Here is an 18,682-nt window from a genome sequence, read left to right as displayed (position 1 = left end):
GGCAGTTCACTACTAGGTTCCACGTACGTCGTGCAAACTTAGACATACTCGGCCCTCCGTGAGTTGGGCCTTACCTCCAGCGCACTTACCGGAACACGTGAGCCTTTGGACGCGGGTCATCGCATCTCTGAGGCGGCCAGGCTAATGGGCTTCTCGCATGAATCCGGCACGGATTACTAGCCCGTGGCGATCAGTCCAAAAATTCGCGCGCGTACCCGGCTCACCTAAAAGCAACAAACGCAGAACGGGGTGAAGCCTAACCAAAATCCGCCATGACGGTGTGACAGGCAGTGGTCAAATATCCAGTATTTGATTTGCAGATCTATTGCAAACTTTTGCAGCGAAAATCGACATCATGGAACGCTCAAGATTACCGATGCCAACCATCGCCCAACCTTGCGCGATAAAATGACCGGCGGTAGTATCCGCCTGCGGGTCAACGCATCTTTGAGACAGCAACCCCAGCCACTAACTGGGATTGCAAAAAAACCGCCCTACTAAGGCGGTTTTTTATTGCCTGCGATTTACCGATCAACCCTCGCCGTCCTCAGCAAACACCAGCCGATTGCCAAACGGATCGCTGATGCTCATCTCCCGCGATCCCCAAGGTGTTTCCTCAACCCCGGGCTTGGCATACCGGTAATCCTTGGCCAGCAGTTGCTGCTGATAGGCGTCCACATCCTGCGTCTGAATCCGCACCGCCGCCCCCGGAGAGGCATCGCCATGGTGCTCGGACAAATGCAACACACACTCGCCCAACGACACCTGCAAATACAGCGGAAAATTCGCCTCGAAACGATGCTGCCAATCCACCTTGAACCCCAGGAAATCGACGTAGAATTCCAGCGCCTTGGCCTCGTCGAAGATCCGCAGGATGGGAGTGACTTTTCCTAAGTGCATGGCGACCGCTCCGCTAATAAGAGCGCCCACTATAGTGATGAAAACCCACGCCGCAAATCCCCGCTACGCGCCAGGAAACGTCCTGGCCGCTGACCGTTCGCCTGCCCGTCGCTGTAGCTCAACACCCCGTTGACCCACACCCCGTCAATGCCTTCCGCCGCGCGCTGTGGCTCTTTGAAATCCGCCACATCACGCACGCGCAACGGATCGAACAGCACCAGGTCGGCCCAGTGCCCTTCACGAATCTCTCCGCGCTCCGCCAAGCCAAACCGCGCCGCCGACAAGCCGGTCATCTTGTGCACTGCGGTGTGCAGCGGGAACAGCCCGACATCCCGGCTGAAATGCCCCAGTACCCGTGGAAACGCACCCCACAAACGCGGATGCGGGAACGGATCTTCAGGCAACCCATCCGACCCCACCATCGACAACGGATGCGCCAGGATCCGCCGCACATCCGCCTCATCCATTCCGTAATACACTGCCCCCGCCGGTTGCAGGCGACGGGCTGCATCCATCAACGAAACGTCCCACTCAGCGGCAATATCCTGCAAATCGCGCCCGCCCATCTGCGGGTGCGGCGTCGACCAGGTGATGGTGATCCGAAATGCATCAGTCACCTGCTTGAGATCCAAGGTCGAAGAACTCGCCGCATAGGGGTAGCAATCACACCCCACCGAATGGGTTTTCGCCGCCAACTCCAGCGACGCCAGCAGCTGCGGACTGCGTCCCCAGTTTCCCGCACCGGCACATTTAAGGTGGGAAATGATCACCGGCGCCTGGGCATGTCGACCGATCAGAAACGCCTCATCCATCGCTTCCAGCACCGGCTCGAATTCGCTGCGCAAATGGGTGGTATACACCGCACCGAACGCCGTCAATTCTTCACTGAGTTGCAACACCTCATCGGTCTCAGCGTTGAACGCACTGGCGTAGGCCAGGCCTGTGGATAAACCGAGGGCGCCGGCTTCCAGGCTTTCTTGCAGTTGCACGCGCATGGCCGCGATTTCGTCCAGCGTTGCGGTGCGATGCAGGTCGTCCATATGGTTGCTGCGCAGCGCCGTATGGCCGATAAGCGCGGCGACGTTGACCGCCGGATGAGCATTTTCGACAGCCGTTCGATAGTCGCTGAAACGTGGATAAACAAACGCCGAAGCGCTGCCCAACAGGTTCATCGGGTCCGGCGGATCACTGCGCAAACTCACCGGCGAGGCACTGATGCCGCAGTTGCCGACGATCACCGTGGTCACGCCCTGGCTGAGCTTGGGCAGCATCTGCGGATGGCGGATCACCACCGTGTCATCGTGGGTGTGCACGTCGATAAACCCCGGCGACAGCACACGGCCATGGGCATCGATTTCATGCTCGGCCACGGCAGCCGACAAGTCACCGATCGTCTCGATGCGCCCCGCCAAAAGTCCCACATCAGCGACATAGCCCGGGGTGTTGCGGCCATCAATGATCAGCGCCTGGCGAATCAGCGTGTCGTATTTCATATCAGTCTCCAAGCGGTAGGCTGTCGGGGCCGCCGCGATAATCGTCCAGGGCCAGCTTGATCCGGCGCAGGCGTTCCTGGTTGTCGTCCGGCAGGGCCAGGGCCAACTCGGTGGCGAGCAGGTCGATGGCCAGCAACATTCCGTAGCGCGCCGCCGTGGGTTTGTAGATAAAACTGGTTTCAGCCGGTTGCAGCGGCAGCAGCACATCCGCCAACTGAGCCAGGGGAGAATCGGCCAGGGTGATGGCGACAATGCGCGCATCGTAGTTACGTGCAAGCGCAACCACGTCTAACAGTTCGGGCGTCAGGCCGGTCAGCGAACACACAATCAACACATGCTCGGGGCCCAATGTTGCCGCCGTGACGCGCATCATCACCGGATCATGGCTGGCGGCAATCGGGTAGCCCAGGCGTACCAGTCGTACCTGCAATTCGTCACTGCACAGGCTTGATGGCCCCCCCATGCCGAAGGCATGAATCATCTGCGCCTTGCCCAGCAGGCTCACCGCATCGACAAAACTCGCCTGGTTGAAACCGGACAAGTGCTGACGTAACGTCGCTTCGATATCCCCCAGAATCTGCCGGTGAAACGCAGACTGCTCCGGCAAACCCGCCGGGTCGAGGAAGCGGCTGCCTACGCCACTGGCCTGTGCCAGTTGCAGGCGCAAATCACGTAAATCGCGGCAACCCACGCTGCGGGCAAAACGCGACAAGGTGGCCGTACTGACCTCGGCCCGCTGGGACAACGCCTCCAGGCTGGCCGACGCGGCAAAGCCCACATCATCGAGCATCAGCTTGGCGATACGCCCTTCACCGGCACTGAAAGAGTCCTGACGAGCACGGATCTGGTAGAGGATGTCCATGGGTTCTCCGGATTACAGAAGACAGGAAAGACCATAAGTCAGACCGAACGCGACCACCGAAATCAAAGTCTCCAGCACGGTCCAGGTCTTGAAGGTCTGGATCACCGTCATATTGAAGTATTCCTTGATCAGCCAGAAGCCGCCGTCGTTGACATGGGAAAAGATCACCGAGCCCGCGCCAGTGGCCAGCACCAACAATTCCGGGTGTGGATAACCCATGCCCATGGCCACAGGCGCAACCACACCCGAGGCCGTGGTCATGGCGACGGTGGCCGAACCGGTGGCGATACGCATCAACGCGGCAAACAGCCAACCCATCACCAGTGGCGACAGCTGGAAGGCATGGGCCAAGCCGAGAATCTCGTTGGTAACGCCCGCGTCCACCAGAATGCGATTCAACCCGCCGCCTGCGCCCACCAGCAACGTAATACTGGCGGTCGGCGCCAGGCATTCATTGGTGAACTTGAGGATCGACTCACGGTTAAAGCCCTGGGCCAGGCCCAAGGTCCAGAAACTCACCAGGGTCGCCACCAGCAGCGCGATCACCGAATTGCCGATAAACAACAGGAACTGGTTGAACCCAGTGCCTGGCGTGGAAATCACGTTGGCCCAACCGCCGATCATCATCAGCACCACCGGCAACAGAATGGTGCCCATGGTCAGGGTAAAGCTCGGCAAGCGGGTGCGTGGTTCGCGCTCGATGAACTGGCGCTCCAGCGGGTTTTCTGCGGGCAGGTGAATATGCGGCACGATGAACTTGGCGTAAACGGGACCGGCAATGATCGCCGTCGGAATGCCGATCAAAATCGCATACAGCACGGTCTGCCCTACCGACGCGTTATAGGCCAGCACTGCCATCATCGCCGCCGGATGCGGCGGCACCAGCGCATGCACCACCGACAAGCCCGCGACCATCGGCAAGCCGACCATCAGGATCGACACGCCCACACGCCGCGCCACGGTAAACGCAATGGGCACCAGCAACACAAAACCGACCTCGAAAAACAGCGGCAGCCCCACCAGGAACGCAATACACACCATCGCCCAATGGGCATTGCGCTCGCCGAAGCGGTTAATCAGCGTGCGCGCGACCTGCTCGGCGCCCCCGGACTCGGCCATCATCTTGCCAAGCATGGTGCCCAACGCCACCACCAGCGCGATGTGCCCCAGGGTTTTACCGACGCCCGCCTCATAGGAACCCATGATCGTGTCCGCCGGCATCCCGGCCATCAGCGCCAGGCCAATGGACACCAAGGTAATGACGATAAATGGGTTGAGCCGATAACGTGCAATCAGCACGATCAAAGCAATGATGGCGATGGCAGCGTATGCCAATAGCCCGAAGCCCGGTGATGCGGCCATGCGGTACTCCTCGGAAAGGGTCACGTCGAATTGGTTGTGAAACTCATAAATCATTACCTAGGATTATTTTCAATTTTTATGAAAGTAATTTTCGCCCACAGATAAGCGCTGTCGCGTTGGGATATGCCCAACACCCGTGCATGAAAATTCGGAGGGTGTTCTTACATGAAGTGTTCTTACATGAAGATTAGAGATCCTCGGAAACTCAAGCGCCTGCCTCAAGTCATAGAATGCGCATTCACTCACGCCCAGGAAAATCGATCATGATCCGCACATCCCTCGTCGCCAGCGCCGTGCTTCTCGCCCTGTGTGGCACCGCTTCGGCCGCCGATAACGCGGCCTTGAAAAAGTGCATGGACAGCGCCAACACGACCGCCGAGATGGTCGGTTGCAACACCCAGGCCGCCAAGGTGCAGGACGACCGCTTGAACAAAGCCTACAAGACCGCCCTTGCCGCCCAGGAAGGCCCACGTAAACAGCAACTGCAAGACGTGCAGCGCCTGTGGATAAAGTACCGCGACGCCAATTGCGCTTTCGCAGGCTCAGCCACGGGTGGCACCATCGATCAGATCAACGGCTCCGGCTGCGTGGTGGACATGACCCAGACCCGTGCCCAGGAATTGGAAGACCTAGTCGGGCCGTAAGGATCAGGAACATGAGCGAGTTAGTCGTGATGCGCATGAGCGCGCTTGAGCAGCTTCCTGCAGCGCTCCGACAAATGTAGCACCCGCAGGTGCTTGCCGACCTTGGTGTAGCGCTCGCGCAGGGTCATCAGTGCGGCAATGGCTGAATAGTCGACAAAGCTCAGGTGACGGCAATCCAGCGTCACCTGGGCCGGATCATTGGCCGGGTCGAACTGGTTCAGGAACGGCCTGGTCGAGGCAAAGAACAACGTACCGTGCAGGCGATAGAGCTTGCTGCCATCGGCTTCCAGATGCTCATCGGCGTACAGTTCACGGGCCTGTTGCCAGGCGAAGTTCAGCGCCGCAATCACGATCCCGCAGAGCACGGCGGTCGCCAGGTCGGTGAACACCGTGATCACCGTCACCGCAAGAATCACCAACACATCATTGAGCGGCACCTTGTTGACCACTCGCAACGACGCCCAGGCGAAGGTCTGCTGGGACACCACGAACATCACGCCCACCAGCGCCGCCAACGGAATGCGCTCGATCAACGGCGACAGAAACAGAATGAACAACAGGATCATCACCCCGGCAAATATCCCGGAAAAGCGCCCGCGCCCGCCGGAGCTGAGGTTGATCACGGTCTGCCCGATCATCGCGCAACCGCCCATGCCACCGAACAGCCCCGAGACCATATTCGCCGCGCCCAGGGCCACGCTTTCGCAGTCGGGGTAGCCACGGGACTCGGTGATTTCGTCGGTAAGGCTCAGGGTCAGCAAGGTTTCCAGCAGGCCAACCATGGCCATCAGGAATGCATAGGGCGCGATGATGCCGAGGGTTTCCAGGGTCCAGGGAATTTGCGGCAGGGCAAAGGTCGGCAGGCCACCGGCGATGTGGGCCATGTCGCCCAGTGTGCGCGTCGGCAGGCCGAGCAGGTAGACCGCCAGGCCCACGCCAAGGATCGCCACCAATGCCGGTGGCACGGCGCGGGTCAGCCGTGGCAGCAGGTAGACAATGGCCATGGTCACCAACACCAAGCCCGTCATCACATACAACGGCGTGCCGCTGAGCCAGGTGTCACCGCTCTTGAAGTGCTCCAACTGCGCCAGCGCGATGATGATCGCCAAGCCGTTGACGAAACCGAGCATCACCGGGTGCGGCACCATGCGCACCAGCTTGCCCAAGCGCAGGACGCCAAAGGCAATCATGATCAGCCCGCCCAGCAACACGGTCGCCAACAGGTACTCCACACCGTGTTGCACCACCAGGGCGACGATCACCACCGCCATCGAACCGGCCGCGCCTGAGACCATGCCGGGCCGACCGCCGAACAGCGCGGTGAGGGTGCAGATGATAAAGGCACCGTAGAGCCCCATCAGCGGATTGAGGTGGGCCACCAAGGCAAAGGCGATGCATTCGGGCAGCAACGCGAAAGACGTGGTGAGGCCGGCCAGGGCATCGGCGCGCAGACGGGTGAGGTTCATGAGGTACCAGGGCATTGCGGGGGATAAGGCGGGGAATGGTACGGAATTGCGGCGGGGGGAGCTAGCCAGGAAGACCGAGTCGGCCCAATCGAGGGCAAGCCCCCTCCCACATTTGACCGAGTTCCAGCTTTGGAATGCAGTCCGTGTGGGAGGGGGCTTGCCCCCGATGGCAGCGCCTCGGTTCTAAGTGAACATCAAACCATTTCGTGGCGAATCCACTCCACCACCGACGCACGCTTCGGCGCCCAACCCAGCAACTCACGGGCATGCTTGCCGCGCACGCGGCTGTTGGAGCCCAGGCCGTAATTGGCCATTTCATAACCCCACTCGGCCTCAGCCTCGGCCAATGGCCAATCCTGTGGTTTGCCCAGCTTCAGGGCTTCGGCAATGGCGGTGGTCATGTCGACAAATGCCGCTTCGCTGCTCTCCACAAAGTAGAAAGTACCGGGTACGTTCTTGGTCAGTGCCAGCAGGTACAGCGCCACCACGTCTTCAATATGCACGTTGGACCAGATGTTCTGCCCCGGCCCCACATGGCGCACCACCCCACTCTTGCGCGCTTGCTTGAGCAAACGCGGCAATTGCACGCTGTCACGCTTCACGCCGAGGCTGTGGCCGTAGATCAAGGTGTTGCAGATCACGGCCGAATTCACACCCTCTCGGGCAGCTGCCAGGATCAAGTTATCGATGGCCACGCGTGCAGCCTTGTCTACCGTCGGCTCCGGCAGGTTGTCTTCAAAATAGATGACATCGCTGGCCTTGCCGCCCGACGCATCACCGACGATGCTCGAACCGCTGGTGTGCAGGAAAGGCTTGTTCGAGCCTTTCAAGGCGGCGAGCAAGGTTTCTACCGCTGCACGATGATCGCTGCTGGCGGCGTTGATCACCGCATCGGCTTGCTGGGCCTGCGCGGTCAAGAGGGCTGCATCGTCAAGGGTGCCGATCACCGGGGTGATGCCCAGGGCTGTCATTTCGGCAGCCTGTTCGGCGCTGCGCACCAGGCCGGTGACCGCGTGACCGGCCTTGACCAGGCCAGTCGCAATGGAACCACCGATAAAACCTGCAGCGCCGGTAACGAATACGTTCATGGAGTGTTCTCCTGACGGGGTAAGTGATGGGTCCAGTATCAGCGCCCACGCCCTGTCGAATAAGTCCCTGCTACCCAATTCACTCTTGCGTACAAGTCACGAATCAGCGGCGTACCGTGCCAGCTTGGCCTGGATAAAGTCCAGGAAACACTGGATGCGCAAGGCCAATTGCGAGTTGCGATAAAACACCGCGTTGATCGGTTGGCGGTAGCCGCTGTTGAACGCCTCCAGCACCGGCACCAAGCGTCCGGCGTTGATGTCGTCGATGGTCATGAAGTTCGATAGGCAGCAAATGCCCTGCCCTTCCAGCGCCAGGTGCCGCAGGGTTTCACCGCTGGAGGCGGCAATGCGCGGCTGGATCAGCCAGCGGTCGCCTTCCACATGACGCAGCGGCCAGTGGTTGAGGGTTTCGGTCTGGGTGAACCCCAGCAAAGTGTGATCCGCCAACTCGGCCACGGTGCTCGGCGTGCCGTGCTGCTTGAGGTAGGCGGGGCTGGCCAGGATGTGCAGCGGCGACCAACCCAGCGAGCGCGCATGCAGGGTTGAGTCGGCCAACGCCCCAATGCGGATGGCAATATCAGTGCTCTGCTCCAGCAGGTCGATGATCAAGTCATCGCTGTTCAGCTCCAGTTGGATGTCCGGATAGAGGCTGCGAAATTCGGCGATGTACGGCACGATCCCGTGCAGCATGAACGGCACGGCGGCATTAATGCGCAGCCGCCCGGCGGGGTTTTTCTGGCGTGACGACAGGCGCTCTTCCAATTCATCCATTTGCGCCAGGATCACCTTGGCCTGTTCGAAGAAGTACTTGCCCTCTTCGGTCAGGTCCATGCGCCGTGTGGTGCGGTTGATCAGCGTGGTGTCGAGCTTGGCCTCCAGGCGCGACAAGGTGCGGCTGACTGCCGATGGCGTCTGCCCGACCTGCTCCGCCGCAGCGGAAATCGAGCCGCACTCAATCACACTGACGAAGGTTTGTAGCTCATCGGATCGGGCTTTCACAGGCTGTCCTCTCTATCGGATCAGCGCAGCTTACACCGAGCGGTTCAACCGCCAATCAGCAAATGCCCTCCCAGCAGCGCCATGCCGATAAAAAATACGCGCTTGAACAGCACCGCGCTGATGCGCCGGCGCAACACCTGGCCGAGCCACATCCCTAGCAATGCAGGCAGCATGGCCAACAACGACGCATTGATTTCGCCACCGCCCAACGTACCGCGCCAGATCATCCCCGCGGCCAATGCCAACGTGGAAACCGTGAACGACAGCCCCAGCGCCTGCACCAGTTGATCGCGGTTCAAGCCCAGGGCTTGCAGATACGGCACCGCAGGGATCACGAACACACCCGTCGCGGAGGTGATAAGCCCGGTGATCAGCCCACACACCGGCCCCAACCAACGTTCGGTCCCAGGTGCGACCCTGAACGTGGGCAAGAACAATCCGCTCAACGCATACACCAGCAACGCGCCCCCCAGCGCACGCACTACCCACTGCCCGCCGTCCATTCCCAGCCACAGAGTACCCAGCCCGGTGCCGAGGAAAATCAGCAGCAGCATCGGCCACAGGCGCTTGAGCAAGTCACTCAAGTGGCCGCCAAACATCAGTTGCCAGAGGTTGGTGACCGTCGAAGGAATGATCAGCAACGCCGCAGCCTGCGCCGGCAACATAGCCAGGCCGAGCATACCCATGGCCACCGTGGGCAGGCCAAGCCCGATCACGCCCTTGACGGTGCCGGCCAGCAGAAAAGTGCCGACCACCAACAAAGTCAGGGCCGGGCCGATATTTTGGTAGAACGCGAGGAAAGTATTCATGGGCCGATTGTGGCGCTTTTCGATCAGTCCGAAAATTCGCCATATACTGAGGTAGACTCTTGTTTTGCTTTAGGCTGAAATCGCCATCGCAGGCAAGCCAGCTCCCACACTGAATGTGTTCACCAATCAAAATGTGGGAGCGGGCTTGCCCGCGATGAGGCCAGTCCAGTCACCCGAAGGTTCCAGCCATGCACTTTGACCTGATCGACCTGCGCCTCTACCTGCACATCCTCGACACCGGCAACATCACCGCAGGCGCGGCACGCAGCCATTTATCCCTGGCCGCCGCCAGCGCACGCATCCGGGCGATGGAAGCATCGTTGGGTATCGAATTCCTTGAGCGCGGCCGTCGCGGTGTCACGCCCACTGCAGCGGGTAAAGCCCTGGCCCGTCATGCCCGCTTGCTGCTGCAACAAGCCGAGCATCTGCAACAGGACCTGGCGGAATACGCCAAGGGCATCAAAGGCCAAGTGCGCCTGCTGTGCAACACCACGGCCCTGAGCGAATACCTGCCGGAACTGCTGGCGGATTTTTTGCGCGAACACCCCAACCTCGATATCGACCTGCAGGAGCTGCCGAGCCTGCGCATCACTCAGGCCCTGCGCCAAGGTACAGCCGAGATTGGAATCATCTCCGATGCCGTGGATACCCACGGCCTGCAAACCCTGCCGTTTCGCGATGACCCACTGGTGTTGATCCTGCCCCTCGATCATCCCCTGGCAGACGGTACGGTGAGCTTCATCGACAGCCTGCAATACGACTTCGTCGGCCTGACTGCCGACAGTGCGCTGGCGGTGTACCTGGAGGAACAGGCGCTGCATACCGGCTTTCGCTTGCAGACGCGCATCCGCGCCGAAGGCTTTGATGGGGTGATGCGCATGGTCGCCCGGGGCGCCGGCCTGGGCATCGTGCCCCAGGCCGCACTGGACCGCTGGCCGTCGGCGCAGCGCTTCAAGGCCCAACCCTTGCGCGAAGCGTGGGCCTGCCGACAGCTGTTGTTATGTGCGCGCTCGTTCGATCATCTACCGGGTTACGCCAAGGCTTTGTTCGAAGCCTTGGCCCTGCCCTTGCGAAAGAACCCGTAGTACACCGCCGACAGAATCAACAGGAATGGCACGCCGAACACCAGGGTCATCTTGAACGCCTCGGTGAAATACGTGGTGATCATCACCGCCCCCATCAGCCCCAGGCCGAGCAAGGTGCTGTAGGGAAACAGCCGCAACTGGAACGACAGCTTCGGCCCACCATGACGCTGGCGATAGCGGCGGAAGAACAGGTGCGTGAGGAAGATCATGAACCAGGTGAAGATCGCGCCGAACATCGAGATCGCCATCATCAGGGTGAACGAGCTTTCCGGGTACACCACGTTCAACAAGGTCGCCAGGGCAATCCCCGAACTGGACAACAGCAAGGCGTTCAGCGGAATGCCGCTCTTGCTCAAGGCCCCCATGGACTTGGGTGCAAAACCGGCGCGCGACAGGCTGAACATCATGCGAGTGGTAATGTAGAGCTGACTGTTCATCGCCGACAACGCCGCGATCAGGATCACGAAGTTCATCACGCCGGTCGCTCCGGGAATGCCAATGGTCTGCATCACCGTGACGAACGGGCTCTGGGTTTGCCCGGCCTGGTTCCACGGCACGATGGCGAGCATCAGGGCCAGGGTCAGCAGGTAAAACACCACCAACCGCACGATGGTCGCCCGGAAGGCTTTTTTCACCGCCTGCTCCGGGTCGGCCGCTTCACCTGCGGCCACCGCGATCATTTCCACGCTCAAATAGCTGAAGATCGACACAATCACCGCGATCCACATGCCGCCCAACCCATGGGGAAAAAACCCGTCGTGGGCCGTGTAGTTGTGCACGCCGTATTCCGGGTTGCCGGAGCCGAACACCACGTACACGGCGAGGATGATGAAGCCGACAATGGCGCTGATCTTGATCGTTGAGAACCAGTATTCGAAGTTGCCGAAGGTCTTCACGCTGATCGCATTGAGCAGGATCAGCACACTGGAAAACGATACGATCCATACCCACTCCGGCACATTGGCGAACCAGTACTTCATGTACATCGCCACCGCCGTGACCTCGGCCCCGACCGCCAACACAATCGCCGCCCAGTAGGCATAGCGCACCAGAAACCCGGCCAGCGGGCTGATGTAGAACTCGGCGTAGGCACCAAACGAGCCCGAAGTGGAATGGGCCACCGTCATCTCCGCCAAGCAGCCCATCAACAGCAAGGTGATCAATGCGCCGATGGCATAGCTCACCAGCACACTGGGCCCGGCGTAGCCAATGGCATAGGCGCTGCCCATGAATAGCCCGGTGCCGATGGCGCCACCGATAGCGATCATGCTCATCTGGCCGGAAGTGAGCTGGCGCCTCAGGCCCAGTTCGCGGTGGGTGATCTCTGCAAAGCCGTGGTCTGGCGTGGTCACGTGGTGTGCCCCTTTATTATTGTGATTGTTGTTGCTGGTGCTGAACCTGTGGGAGCTGGCTTGCCTGCGATAGCGTCGGTGCATTCACTGACGTCATCGCAGGCAAGCCAGCTCCCACATTTTGTTCCGCGTTGTATCAGGTGACGCTGTTTCGGACTTTGTATTGCGGCTGGTCCCAAGTGTGGTTGTCGAGGATGTCGCCAAGGATCTCCACTGCGTCCCACACCTCGGTAAAGCTGGTGTACAGCGGGGTAAAACCAAAACGCATGATGCGCGGCTCGCGGTAGTCACCGATCACGCCACGGGTAATCAGCGCCTGGATCACCGCATAGCCTTCAGGGTGTTCGAAACTCACATGACTGCCACGTTTGGCGTGCTCACGCGGTGTGATCAACACCAGGCCGTGGGCGGCGCAGCGGGTTTCAACCAGCGCGATAAACAGGTCGGTCAACGCCAGGGATTTGGTGCGCAGGCTGGCCATATCGGTCTGGGCGAAAATCTCCAGGCCGCATTCCACCATGGCCAACGAGGTGATTGGCTGCGTGCCGCACAGGTAGCGGGCAATGCCGCTGCTCGGGGCGTATTGCGCCTCCATGGCGAACTGCCGGCTATGCCCGAACCAACCCGACAGCGGCTGACGCACCACATCCACCAACGTCGGGTTGACCCACACGAACGCCTGGGAACCCGGCCCGCCATTGAGATACTTGTAGGTGCAGCCAATCGCATAATCGGCACCGGCCTTGTGCAGGTCGACAGGCACCGCACCCGCCGAATGCGCCAAGTCCCAGATGCTCAGCGCACCGCACTCATGACTCAAGGCGGTGAGCGCCTGCATGTCGTACATGTAGCCGGTCTTGTAGTTGACGTGAGTGAGCATCACCACCGCCACGTCCTGGTCGATGGCCTGGGGCAGTTCATCCGGGCTGTTGACCAACCGCAGGCAATAACCTTGTTGCAGCAACTCGGCCAGGCCTTCGGCGATATACAAATCCGTGGGGAAGTTGCTCGCCTCGCTGACGATGACCTTGCGCCCAGGCTGGCGTTGGCGCTGCACGCTCAACGCGGCACTGAGCACCTTGAACAGGTTGATGGAGGTGGTATCGGTGATGGCCACTTCACCGTCCTGGGCGCCGATCAACGGTGCCAGGCGGTTGCCCAGGCGAAGGGACAAATCGGCCCAACCGGCGCTGTTCCAGCTGCGAATCAAGCCATTGCCCCACTCCTCGCAGATGACCTGTTGTGCACGTTCAGCCGCCGCCACCGGACGCGCCCCGAGAGAGTTGCCGTCGAGGTAGATCACCCCCTCGGGCAACGCGAATTGGCGTCGCAACGGGGCGAGTGAATCCAGGGCATCGAGGGCTTGGCAGTGGCTTCGAGTGGTCATGGGTGGTCCTGATTTTTATAAGTGAGAATGGACAAAATAATGAGCGAAGTTCTAGAGAATTTTCGTGCAAAGTGGTGGGTAACAGGCTAATTAAGCTGTAGGAAATTCGAATTTAACCCCCAAACACGTGGATTTATTCTAATCATGATTCTCGACGCCACCGACCTGCGCCTCCTGCATTTCCTGCAACAGGATGGGCGTATCAGCAACCAGGAACTGGCGGAAAAAGTCGCGTTGTCACCCTCCGCCTGCCTGCGCCGTTTGCGCTTGCTGGAGAGCGAGGGAATCATCAGCGGCTACCGTGCGGTGCTGAATGCCGAGCAACTGGGCATCGAGCTGGAGGCCATCGTGCACCTGTCGTTGCGCCAGGATATGGAGGACTGGCATGAGACATTTATCAAGAAGGTGCAAGGCTGGCCGGAGGTGGCCAGCGCCTATGTGATTACCGGCGCGAGCAACTATGTGTTGCGGGTGCAGGCGCGCAACCTCAAGCACTTTTCGGACTTTATCGTGAACCACCTGAACCGCACGGCCGGGGTGATGGATATACGTTCGGAGATTGTGCTGCAGAAGATCAAGGATCGGGATGAGGTGTTGGATCTGGTCATCCGCAAATAACCGCAACACCACAAAACCCTGTGGGAGCTGGCTTGCCTGCGATAGCGGTGGTGAATGCACCATCGCTATCGCAGGCAAGCCAGCTCCCACAGTTTTAACCGCGTTTAGTCTTCCAGGGCGCGGACCCGCTGCATGCGTTTCTGCTCTACCGGCGCGGCAGCCGGTTGCAGCTCAAAGTCAAAATCAATCTGCGCAAACCGCCCTTGCACGCCAAACTCCCGGGCCAGTTGTTGATCGTCACTGAAGCGAATCTCGGCAATCAACTCATCCCGCGTGGCGTAGGCAAAGTCATCATGCAGATACGGGTCATCCGACAGGTTGATCTGCGTGGTCAAATGCCGATGCCCCGGCGCCGAAATGAAGAAGTGAATATGCGCTGGCCGCTGCCCATGCCGCCCCAGTTGATCGAGCAACTGCTGGGTCGGCCCGGTCGGTGGGCAGCCGTAGCCGGACGGCACGATGCTGCGAAAGCGGTAGTTGCCCTGGGCATCGGTCTCGATGCGCCGACGCAGGTTGAACGCTGATTGCGTCGGGTCGAACCACGAATAGGTGCCGCCGGTATTGGCCTGCCACACATCCACAATCGCACCCGCCAGCGGCTTGCCATCGGTGTCGCGTACCTGCCCGCGCATAAACAACGGCACCGCGTCGTCCTGGCCATCATCCAGCCGTGCTTCGTACTTGCTCAGCGGCGCCCCCGCCACATACAGCGGGCCTTCGATGGTACGCGGCGTGCCGCCGGACTTGCCCGCCTCTTCATCGGCAGCGTCCATCAGCAGGTCCAGGTAATGCTCCAGGCCCAACCCTGCCGCCAGCAAACCGGCTTCCTGGTTCTTACCCAACTCGTTGAGGTAATTGACCGCCTTCCAGAACTCTTCCGGGGTCACTTCCAGGTCTTCGATGATGTTCACGGTGTCGCGCAGGATACGGTAGATCAGAGCCTTGGCACGCGGGTTGCCGCCGTCATTGAGGTTACCACTGGCTTCTTCGAGAAACTGTTGGGCGTGGGCAGTCTGGGACAGTCGGATGGACATGGTGCAATCCTCATCTTGTAGTTATTGGGTGCAAAACAGGCTCAGCGGTCGTCCTCGTGGATCGACGATGGATGACGACACAGTGGGTTCACTTCGATGGCCATGTAGGGAAATAGCGGCAACTGCATCAGCAGGTCGTGCAGTGCCTGTACGCTGTCGACATCGAACACGCTGTAGTTGGCGTAGTGCCCGGCGATGCGCCACAAGTGGCGCCATTTGCCCTCTTGTTGCAGGCGCTGCGCCAGGGCTTTCTCGTCGGCTTTCAGGGCGGCTGCGCGTTCGGGGTTCATGTCCAAAGGCAGGTTCACGGTCATTTTTACGTGGAACAACATGGCAGGCGCCTCTTAGTGTTTGTCACGACGGAAGAACGCCAAACGTTCTTCATCGATGGCCAGGCCCAGGCCCGGTAAGTGGGAAACATGCAGCTGGAAATCGCGGTACACCGGCGGTTCGGTGAGGATGTCTTCGGTGAGCAGCAACGGGCCGAACAGCTCGGTGTCCCACGCCAGCTTATTCAGCGTGAGGAAGGCATGGGCCGAGGCCAGGGTGCCGATACCACCTTCGAGCATGGTGCCGCCGTACAGGCCGATGCCTGCCGCTTCGGCAATCGCAGCGGTACGCAACACGGCGCGGGGGCCACCATTCTTGGCGATCTTCAAGGCGAACACTGACGCCGCGCCTTCGCGGGCCAGGTTGAAGGCATCTTCGACACACTCGATGGACTCATCGGCCATGATCGGTGCCGGGCTCGACAGGTTGAGCCGCGCCATACCGCCACGGTTGTTACGTGAGATCGGCTGCTCGATCAGGTCAATGCCGTTATCGCCCAGCACCTTGCACGCGCGCAGGGCCACCGCTTCATCCCACGCCTGGTTGACATCAACTCGCACACTGGCGCGCTCGCCCAGGGCCTTCTTGATCGCAATCACATGGGCCAGGTCGCGACCCACCTCACCGGCACCGATCTTCAACTTGAAGATGCGGTGGCGGCGCAGATCGAGCATCTTTTCGGCCTCGGCAATGTCCTGTTCGGTATTGCCGCTGGCCAGGGTCCAGGCCACCGGCAAGGCGTCACGCACACGCCCGCCGAGCAGTTCGCTGACCGGCAGGTTCAGGCGTTTGCCCAGCGCGTCGAGCAAGGCGCTTTCGATACCGGACTTGGCAAAGGTGTTACCGCGAATGCTGCGATCCAAACGCTGCATGGCGGCGTTGATATTGCCCGCGTCCTGGCCAATCAACAGCGGTGCGAAGTGACGGTCGATGTTGACCTTGATGCTGTCGGGGCTTTCGTTGCCGTAGCTCAGGCCACCGATGGTGGTGGCTTCGCCGATACCTTCGACGCCATCACTGCAACGCAGGCGGATGATCACCAGGGTCTGGTTTTGCATGGTGTGCATCGCCAGCTTGTGCGGGCGGATGGTGGGCAGGTCGACGATGATCGTTTCGATCGACTCGATGGTACAAATCGGCATGGCTATACCCATTGGGTTCTTTATCGGTTTGAGCCGATTCTGTTCCGCAATTTTCCGGGCTTCCAATATAGAATTGGTCTCAATCGATACCCTCAAGGTATGAAAGGAGCCGACATGGAACTGCGTCATCTGCGCTATTTCCAGGTGCTGGGTGAAACCCTTAACTTCACCCGCGCAGCCGTTCGCCTGCACATCGCCCAGCCACCACTGAGCCGGCAGATCCAGCAATTGGAGGATGAACTGGGGGTGATTCTGCTGGAACGCGGCCGGCCACTGCGGCTGACTGACGCCGGGCGTTTTTTCTATGAACACGCCAATGTGCTGCTGGAACAGTTGAGCACGGTCTGCGACAACACGCGGCGCATCGGCCTGGGCGAGAAGACCTGGCTGGGTATCGGCTTTGCGCCGTCGACCCTGTACGGTGTACTGCCGGAATTGATTCGGCGCCTGCGCAACCACGATTCGCTGGAGCTGGAGCTGGGGTTGTCGGAGATGACCACCCTGCAGCAGGTCGACGCCCTCAAGGCCGGACGTATCGATGTGGGCTTCGGGCGCATTCGCATCGATGACCCGGCCATCGTCCAGCGTGTGTTGGTGGAAGATCGACTGGTGGCCGTGTTGCCCGCCGGTCACCCGTTGCTCGGCGCGCCCGCCACCCTTGCCCAATTGGCGGCCGAGCCCGTTGTGCTCTACCCCGGCAACCCGCGCCCCAGCTATGCCGACCATGTGATTGCGCTGTTCGACGCTCACGGTTTGAGCCTCAAGGTAACGCAATGGACCAATGAATTGCAGACCGCCATCGGCCTGGTCGGCGCGGGCATGGGCGTGACGTTGGTGCCGGCTTCGGTACAGGTACTGCATCGGGCGGACATCGGTTACACACCGATCGTAGAAACCACCGCGACCTCGCCGATCATTCTGAGCCGGCGGGTGAATGACCAGTCGCCGGGGCTCAGTCATTGCTTGCAACTGGTGGAAGAATTGATCTGATACCACCCAAACACCGCAATCCCCCTGTGGGAGCTGGCTTGCCTGCGATAGCAGTGGGCCAGTTAGTAAAGATGCCAACTGATCCACCGCTATCGCAGGCAAGCCAGCTCCCACAGTTTGATCTTCATTGAGTTCAGATAGCGCGCAGGCGCTTGCGTTGCAGGGTCTGGCTCGGTGACTCATCGAACAGCTTGCGATACTCCGCCGAAAACCGTCCCAGATGGGTAAAGCCCCAGCCCAGGGCGATTTCGGAAATCGTACGGGTAGAGCCGTGTTCAAGGATTTCCTGACGTACGACGCCCAGCCTGTGCTTCTTCAGGTAGGCCATGGGCGATAGAGCGAAGTACTTGCGGAAAGCATCGAACAGCTTGAACCGAGAGACACCGGCGGCAGCCTCCAAGTCTTCCAGGTGTATGGCTTCACGGGCGTTGTCGTGGATGTACTGCCGAGCGCGGATCAAGTAGTGCGGCAGTTTCACTCCGAGCACGTCGCGCAGTTCTTCGGAGTAATTATTCGGCTGGGCCAGGATCAGGCCCTTGATCAGCGAGCTTTCCAGGTCCCGGGTAAACGCCGCCTGCTCATACAGCTCACTGCTGCACTCCAACTCCGCAATCATGTAGCGCGCCATGCGCCACCACGACGCCGAAGCGCCATCGACCGCGTCCATCACCGACTCAAAGCGCAGCGGTGCTTCTATCGGTCGTTGCAGCAAACCTTCCAGGGACTCACGCATAGCCGCCTGCGTAATGACCACCTGCAGCTTGCGACAGTCACCGGAAATCGCCAGGACCTGGTGCTCGTTGGGCGAGATGATCACGCCTTGGTCGCGGTTGGAACTCAGGCGTAAACCGTGCTTGCTCAACTCCTGCTCACCCACCAACGGCAGGCTGAGGCTGTAGCTGCTGAAGTGCTCGGCGTCTTCGATGTCGATGGTCACGTCAGTGCCGTACTCGATCACGCCCAAGGTGGTGGCGCGGGACTTGAATACGTTGGCGCTGTGGTGAAAGCGCAAGCGCTCGGGCGTGGCGGTGGCCAGCCGGTGTGGCCCGCAGATGCCACACATCCAGCTACGCGCACCTTCCAGGTCGAAACGTTGAATCGTTTGGCTGCTCATCAGGGTG

General features: G+C 60.3%; 18 protein-coding genes. 4 read left to right on the top strand and 14 right to left on the bottom strand.

Annotated elements, in window-relative coordinates:
- Positions 1-531: 531 nt before the first annotated feature.
- The 4 genes from AC07V4_RS26075 to AC07V4_RS26060 are packed head-to-tail and all read right to left on the bottom strand — an operon-like array spanning position 532 to position 4,617.
- Positions 532-900, bottom strand: a complete 369-nt coding sequence (locus AC07V4_RS26075) for a glyoxalase superfamily protein (protein WP_492638654.1) — start codon at positions 898-900, stop codon at positions 532-534.
- 29 nt (positions 901-929) lie between these two features.
- Positions 930-2,393, bottom strand: a complete 1,464-nt coding sequence (locus AC07V4_RS26070; RefSeq protein WP_492638653.1) for an N-acyl-D-amino-acid deacylase family protein — start codon at positions 2,391-2,393, stop codon at positions 930-932.
- Between the two features lies 1 nt (position 2,394).
- Entirely contained in the window at positions 2,395-3,255 is an 861-nt protein-coding gene (locus AC07V4_RS26065; RefSeq protein ID WP_431753419.1) for a MurR/RpiR family transcriptional regulator, read from the bottom strand.
- A gap of 12 nt (positions 3,256-3,267) precedes the next feature.
- The gene (locus tag AC07V4_RS26060; RefSeq protein WP_492638652.1) at positions 3,268-4,617 is read right to left on the bottom strand and encodes a GntT/GntP/DsdX family permease; all 1,350 of its coding nucleotides are present in this window, start codon (positions 4,615-4,617) and stop codon (positions 3,268-3,270) included.
- A 263-nt stretch (positions 4,618-4,880) separates the two neighbouring features.
- Between AC07V4_RS26060 and AC07V4_RS26055 the strand changes: the two genes are divergently transcribed.
- Entirely contained in the window at positions 4,881-5,261 is a 381-nt protein-coding gene (locus AC07V4_RS26055; protein ID WP_492638651.1) for a lysozyme inhibitor LprI family protein, read from the top strand.
- 20 nt (positions 5,262-5,281) lie between these two features.
- Here the strand turns inward: AC07V4_RS26055 and AC07V4_RS26050 are convergent, their stop codons facing one another.
- The 4 genes from AC07V4_RS26050 to AC07V4_RS26035 all read right to left on the bottom strand — a co-directional run bounded on the left by AC07V4_RS26050 (position 5,282) and on the right by AC07V4_RS26035 (position 9,623).
- Positions 5,282-6,727: a SulP family inorganic anion transporter gene (locus AC07V4_RS26050; RefSeq protein ID WP_492638650.1), complete on the bottom strand. Its 1,446-nt coding sequence runs from the start codon at positions 6,725-6,727 to the stop codon at positions 5,282-5,284.
- 194 nt (positions 6,728-6,921) lie between these two features.
- Positions 6,922-7,815 carry an NAD-dependent epimerase/dehydratase family protein gene (locus AC07V4_RS26045; RefSeq protein ID WP_431751205.1) on the bottom strand — a complete coding sequence of 298 codons (894 nt, stop codon included), beginning with the start codon at positions 7,813-7,815 and terminating at the stop codon, positions 6,922-6,924.
- 96 nt (positions 7,816-7,911) lie between these two features.
- Entirely contained in the window at positions 7,912-8,814 is a 903-nt protein-coding gene (locus AC07V4_RS26040; protein WP_431751204.1) for a LysR substrate-binding domain-containing protein, read from the bottom strand.
- Between the two features lie 44 nt (positions 8,815-8,858).
- Positions 8,859-9,623, bottom strand: coding sequence for a sulfite exporter TauE/SafE family protein (locus AC07V4_RS26035; RefSeq protein ID WP_492638649.1), 765 nt, complete (start codon positions 9,621-9,623; stop codon positions 8,859-8,861).
- 188 nt (positions 9,624-9,811) lie between these two features.
- Between AC07V4_RS26035 and AC07V4_RS26030 the strand changes: the two genes are divergently transcribed.
- Entirely contained in the window at positions 9,812-10,708 is an 897-nt protein-coding gene (locus AC07V4_RS26030; RefSeq protein WP_492638648.1) for a LysR substrate-binding domain-containing protein, read from the top strand.
- Here the strand turns inward: AC07V4_RS26030 and AC07V4_RS26025 are convergent.
- Positions 10,654-12,060 carry an amino acid permease gene (locus AC07V4_RS26025; RefSeq protein ID WP_492638647.1) on the bottom strand — a complete coding sequence of 469 codons (1,407 nt, stop codon included), beginning with the start codon at positions 12,058-12,060 and terminating at the stop codon, positions 10,654-10,656. The genes AC07V4_RS26030 and AC07V4_RS26025 overlap by 55 nt on opposite strands.
- 136 nt (positions 12,061-12,196) lie before the next feature.
- Positions 12,197-13,447 carry a kynureninase gene (gene kynU, locus AC07V4_RS26020; protein WP_492638646.1) on the bottom strand — a complete coding sequence of 417 codons (1,251 nt, stop codon included), beginning with the start codon at positions 13,445-13,447 and terminating at the stop codon, positions 12,197-12,199.
- Positions 13,448-13,591: 144 nt separating this feature from the next.
- On the opposite strand from kynU, the gene AC07V4_RS26015 reads away from it, so the two are divergent.
- Entirely contained in the window at positions 13,592-14,065 is a 474-nt protein-coding gene (locus AC07V4_RS26015) for an Lrp/AsnC family transcriptional regulator (protein ID WP_431751199.1), read from the top strand.
- Positions 14,066-14,169: 104 nt separating this feature from the next.
- Here the strand turns inward: AC07V4_RS26015 and catA are convergent, their stop codons facing one another.
- From catA to AC07V4_RS26000, 3 genes are read right to left on the bottom strand one after another with little or no spacing between them, the layout of a single operon-like run.
- Complete coding sequence (gene catA, locus AC07V4_RS26010) at positions 14,170-15,099, bottom strand: catechol 1,2-dioxygenase (RefSeq protein WP_492638645.1); 930 nt, start codon at positions 15,097-15,099, stop codon at positions 14,170-14,172.
- A gap of 41 nt (positions 15,100-15,140) precedes the next feature.
- Positions 15,141-15,431: a muconolactone Delta-isomerase gene (catC, locus tag AC07V4_RS26005; protein WP_431751197.1), complete on the bottom strand. Its 291-nt coding sequence runs from the start codon at positions 15,429-15,431 to the stop codon at positions 15,141-15,143.
- 12 nt (positions 15,432-15,443) lie between these two features.
- Positions 15,444-16,571 (bottom strand): muconate cycloisomerase family protein, encoded by a 1,128-nt coding sequence (locus AC07V4_RS26000; protein WP_492638644.1) that lies wholly within the window; start codon positions 16,569-16,571, stop codon positions 15,444-15,446.
- A gap of 114 nt (positions 16,572-16,685) precedes the next feature.
- Here AC07V4_RS26000 and AC07V4_RS25995 point away from each other — a divergent pair, with 114 nt between their 5' ends.
- Positions 16,686-17,561: a LysR family transcriptional regulator gene (locus AC07V4_RS25995; protein WP_492638643.1), complete on the top strand. Its 876-nt coding sequence runs from the start codon at positions 16,686-16,688 to the stop codon at positions 17,559-17,561.
- 133 nt (positions 17,562-17,694) lie between these two features.
- Here the strand turns inward: AC07V4_RS25995 and AC07V4_RS25990 are convergent, their stop codons facing one another.
- Complete coding sequence (locus AC07V4_RS25990) at positions 17,695-18,675, bottom strand: AraC family transcriptional regulator (RefSeq protein ID WP_492638642.1); 981 nt, start codon at positions 18,673-18,675, stop codon at positions 17,695-17,697.
- Positions 18,676-18,682 lie beyond the last annotated feature (7 nt).

This window comes from Pseudomonas sp. GW821-FHT03A09, assembly GCF_059421065.1.
This window is presented reverse-complemented; position numbering and strand designations above follow the sequence as displayed.